General features: G+C 51.4%; 4 protein-coding genes. 1 reads left to right on the forward strand and 3 read right to left on the reverse strand.

Features of this window, described 5'->3' with window-relative positions:
- Positions 1-208: 208 nt before the first annotated feature.
- The 3 genes from ACLQ6D_RS14105 to ACLQ6D_RS14115 form a co-directional block, all read right to left on the reverse strand.
- Complete coding sequence (locus tag ACLQ6D_RS14105; protein WP_411727951.1) at positions 209-1036, reverse strand: hypothetical protein; 828 nt, start codon at positions 1034-1036, stop codon at positions 209-211.
- 82 nt (positions 1037-1118) lie between these two features.
- A complete protein-coding gene (locus ACLQ6D_RS14110) occupies positions 1119-1784 on the reverse strand; it encodes a Pr6Pr family membrane protein (protein WP_411727952.1) in 666 nt (221 codons plus the stop codon).
- Positions 1785-1916: 132 nt separating this feature from the next.
- Positions 1917-2306 (reverse strand): hypothetical protein, encoded by a 390-nt coding sequence (locus ACLQ6D_RS14115; RefSeq protein WP_411727953.1) that lies wholly within the window; start codon positions 2304-2306, stop codon positions 1917-1919.
- 198 nt (positions 2307-2504) lie between these two features.
- On the opposite strand from ACLQ6D_RS14115, the gene ACLQ6D_RS14120 reads away from it, so the two are divergent.
- A partial coding sequence (locus tag ACLQ6D_RS14120) for a tyrosine-type recombinase/integrase (RefSeq protein ID WP_411727954.1) occupies positions 2505-3403 on the forward strand: 899 nt, incomplete at its 3' end.

Genomic DNA, 3403 nt, shown 5'->3' on the forward strand with positions numbered 1-3403 from the left:
AATTGGAGCAGGACGCCAGCCCACGAAATGACCGCTAGTGTGGCCAACGCAGGCTTGCAAGCTATTTGATCTTTCATTGTCACAAATCCTTTGCCGAATGGTTGCAGGGGCTAACGGGCTCGCGTGAGGGGCGCGGCGCTTCTTGCCGCGTCCCTCTCTACGCGATGGTTAGACATTTTTGGAAGCTATACCATCATCCCTGTTGGTTTCACTGCTTCTTGGAGTTGGAAGTAAAGACGTTATCGATATAGTAACCGTCGCCGGTCACGCCCGGGACCGCAGGGCCAGACAGTCGGAAGAGAAGCGTTTGTACCGGTACCCCCAAGGGGTGTAAGGTGGCCTGGAAGTTCGTGTAGAACTGCTCCCAACTCGGTCCCTGATGCACCAACTTCCCATCAACGAAGTATTTGACGCGGTCATTGTCGGTTCCATCCTTGAAGAAGGCCTCCATGCCGATCGTGTGCCAATCTGTATACGAAAGGTCTTGGGCGATGGTGATCGGGCCGAGGAAATTCCCGTCCTCGTCGAGGTCAAAGGTCGTAACATCTATGCCGAACCCAGTATCTGTAACGGCGACGAAACTCTGTCGAGCACCCTGACCGTTGTCGATGCTCACCGTTATCCTCAGACCCGTTTGGGCCGTGCCAGTCACCGAGCGAAAGGAGAACTCTCCCAAAAATTGCCTGAACGAAGCCATTGTGGAACTTTCCCCCGCAAAGAACAGCGGGTCGCTGTTGACGGGATCATTCACCGTATCGTCAGGAATACCTCCGGGGCGAGGTGCAAAAGGCATATCGCCGAACGAGCCGGCAGTCACAGCATTCGATACGCGCCACACGTAATTTGAATTTGTCGCATCAAGCACCACCTCCTCATCCCACGCAGGGTTGTCCGAGCTCCAGCCGCCTTGTCCATCGACACTGACCCCGGTATTAAAATCGGAAAAACCAGTACCGCTTAAGGGTGCGGCGTGAGCCGAACCGAAAACGCCGAAAACTATCAACGTAGCCATTGTGAATGCGTTTTGATTCATCATCGTTTTCTCCTTTGGTTTCCAGAACTATGTCTAACGCCTGAATTAAGCCGAGCCGCGAAGCGGCTTCGGCTTGAATGAATTGTTAGCGCCTGACAGGGCTTGCCGGTGTGCGGAAGCGATTGCGGAGTGTTGTGACGGCAAGGACAGCGGCACCCAGAGCAATGAATGAGATCAGCAAGCCGAAAGAATTAAGCATTGCTTTGCTATACCCCAAGCTCGTGGCGTCTATGAAGTAATAAGGGTAAGACCCAAGCAGTTCTCCGCGGGCGAATACATATACGAAGTAGCCCATCGGATAAAGACACCAAGCGAGCGGTGCCAGGACGCCGAGCTTGGAGCGAGGTGGGAAAGCGAGCCAGTATGCCAAAGCCAATATTGGCACCACGTAATGCAGCACGATGTCGGCGAGCAATTGCAGTCCTTGCGGTTGCCAGACATTACGCAAAAGGAGGAGGTACGTGATGCCAACCATAAGAATTGACACGGTTGCGGAGCCAAGAACCATGGGCTTCCCGAACCAGCGCCCGAGACGGCTGAAGCCGGCAATAAGGGGCATGGTGGCGGCCAGTGCAACAAACAGGTTGGTCAGAACAGTGAAGTACCCAAAGAAGACGACAATCCCGTCGCCTACAGTTTTGCCGTTGGCCAGAGCCAAGTTGATAGATAGCCAGAATTGGAGCAGGACGCCAGCCCACGAAATGACCGCTAGTGTGGCCAACGCAGGCTTGCAAGCTATTTGATCTTTCATTGTCACAAATCCTTTGCCGAATGGTTGCAGGGGCTAACGCGGAACTCAGCGGCGGCGAAGCCGTCCGCTGAAGTGCCTCGTTAGGCCGATGCGTGATTGCACCACTCGACCCCGTTCTCGGTCGGGCTAGAACTAACGGACGATGCCCGATTTGCGTAACTCATCGGAGATTCGGTTAATGCATGTCTCGCGCTGGCCACTATCGAGCATCATCATATTTGCCGGGATATTCATCTTTGATTTGACAACTACCCACGTTCCGTCGTTGCGCTGCTGGACAAGAACAGAAGCATCAACATCTTGTGCACACTCGCCAGTGACGGCACCAAGCGAGGGATCTGTGCCCTTCACCTGCCCCACGTTTGCCAAAGCTTGAGCTGCTCCGCGAAAAGCCTTATCGGGGTCCGCAGCGCTCAGAAGCGACCGCTCCTTCCACTGCGTCAGTCCCGTTACTGAAGGACATCCGGACAGAATAATCAAAGCAGAAAAGCTAACAATGCCGAGTCGTGTCACCCTCATCATATGTCTCCTTTTTTGTAGGTCCGACTGTTGTTTTTCTCACTCACGCAACTTTCCTCGCGACGCCTAACAAGTTATTATCCAGACCGGGCTAATATACGCCTTTTCAAATCCAGTTGTCAAGAATGAGCTTCAGTGCCAGATTTTCTAAACGGTTTAATCTACATTTTAGGCATGATAAACAGACCGGGATAACTCCACATGCTCATGCTACCTGCCGATTTAATGCAAAAATTTAACGATTTATTGATTGGAAAATCATTTCCTGACGAGGCCAGAGCTTCCTATTTAAAATGGCTGCGTTTTTATTGGGATTTTTGCAATAAATATCAGTACGATCCTTATTGTTCGGAAAGCTTGTCCTGGTTTTTACATAAACTGGTAGAGAAACGGCAATCCGAGCAGCAGCAAAAACAAGCAGGGCATTCGATTACGCTATTTTATCGCATGAAATACAACCCGGTTGCTTCAACCGAAGCCTCACAACAGGTAAATTCATCAGGAATTTCAGTACGTTATCAATCTGCGCCTTTGACCATTGTACCAGCCGGGACAACGGAAACCGATGCCAAGGCCAATCAAGGCAACTCAGCAACACGGGATGAAATCAATCAAACTGCGTATGCGGGACCCAAAACCGGCAGCAGTTGGGTGTTTGTCTATGACTCGCTCAACAGCGAAATAAAAATTCGCCACTATTCGCCGAAAACCTTGAAGTCGTACCGGAGTTGGGCTCGACATTTTCAGGCTTTTACGAAAAGCAAGGACTATGAAGCGCTCAATCAACAGGACGTGGTCGATTTCTTGAGCCATCTCGCCGTGGTTAAACAGGTGTCTGCCTCAAGCCAGAATCAAGCGTTTAATGCGCTGTTGTTTCTGTATAAACACGTGCTAAAAAAAGAATTCGGCGAAATCAAGGGCGTCGCCAGGGCGAAACGCCGGCCCTATATCCCGGTAGTGCTGTCCCGTGAGGAAATCGATACGATTGTTGAACATCTCGACGAACCGGTGAACCTGATCGCCAAGTTACTATACGGCTGCGGCTTGCGCCTATTCGAATGTTTGAATCTTCGGGTGCATTGCTTCAACTTTGACGCGGG

The sequence above is a fragment of the Methyloglobulus sp. genome, from assembly GCF_046714055.1.
Lineage (GTDB): Bacteria > Pseudomonadota > Gammaproteobacteria > Methylococcales > Methylomonadaceae > Methyloglobulus.

What these genes read in the sequence shown, in the direction of transcription:
- ACLQ6D_RS14105 (WP_411727951.1), bottom strand. Translation starts at nt 1,036, where the DNA reads ATGATGAATCAAAACGCATTCACAATGGCTACGTTGATAGTTTTCGGC.
- ACLQ6D_RS14110 (WP_411727952.1), bottom strand. Translation starts at nt 1,784, where the DNA reads ATGAAAGATCAAATAGCTTGCAAGCCTGCGTTGGCCACACTAGCGGTC.
- ACLQ6D_RS14115 (WP_411727953.1), bottom strand. Translation starts at nt 2,306, where the DNA reads ATGATGAGGGTGACACGACTCGGCATTGTTAGCTTTTCTGCTTTGATT.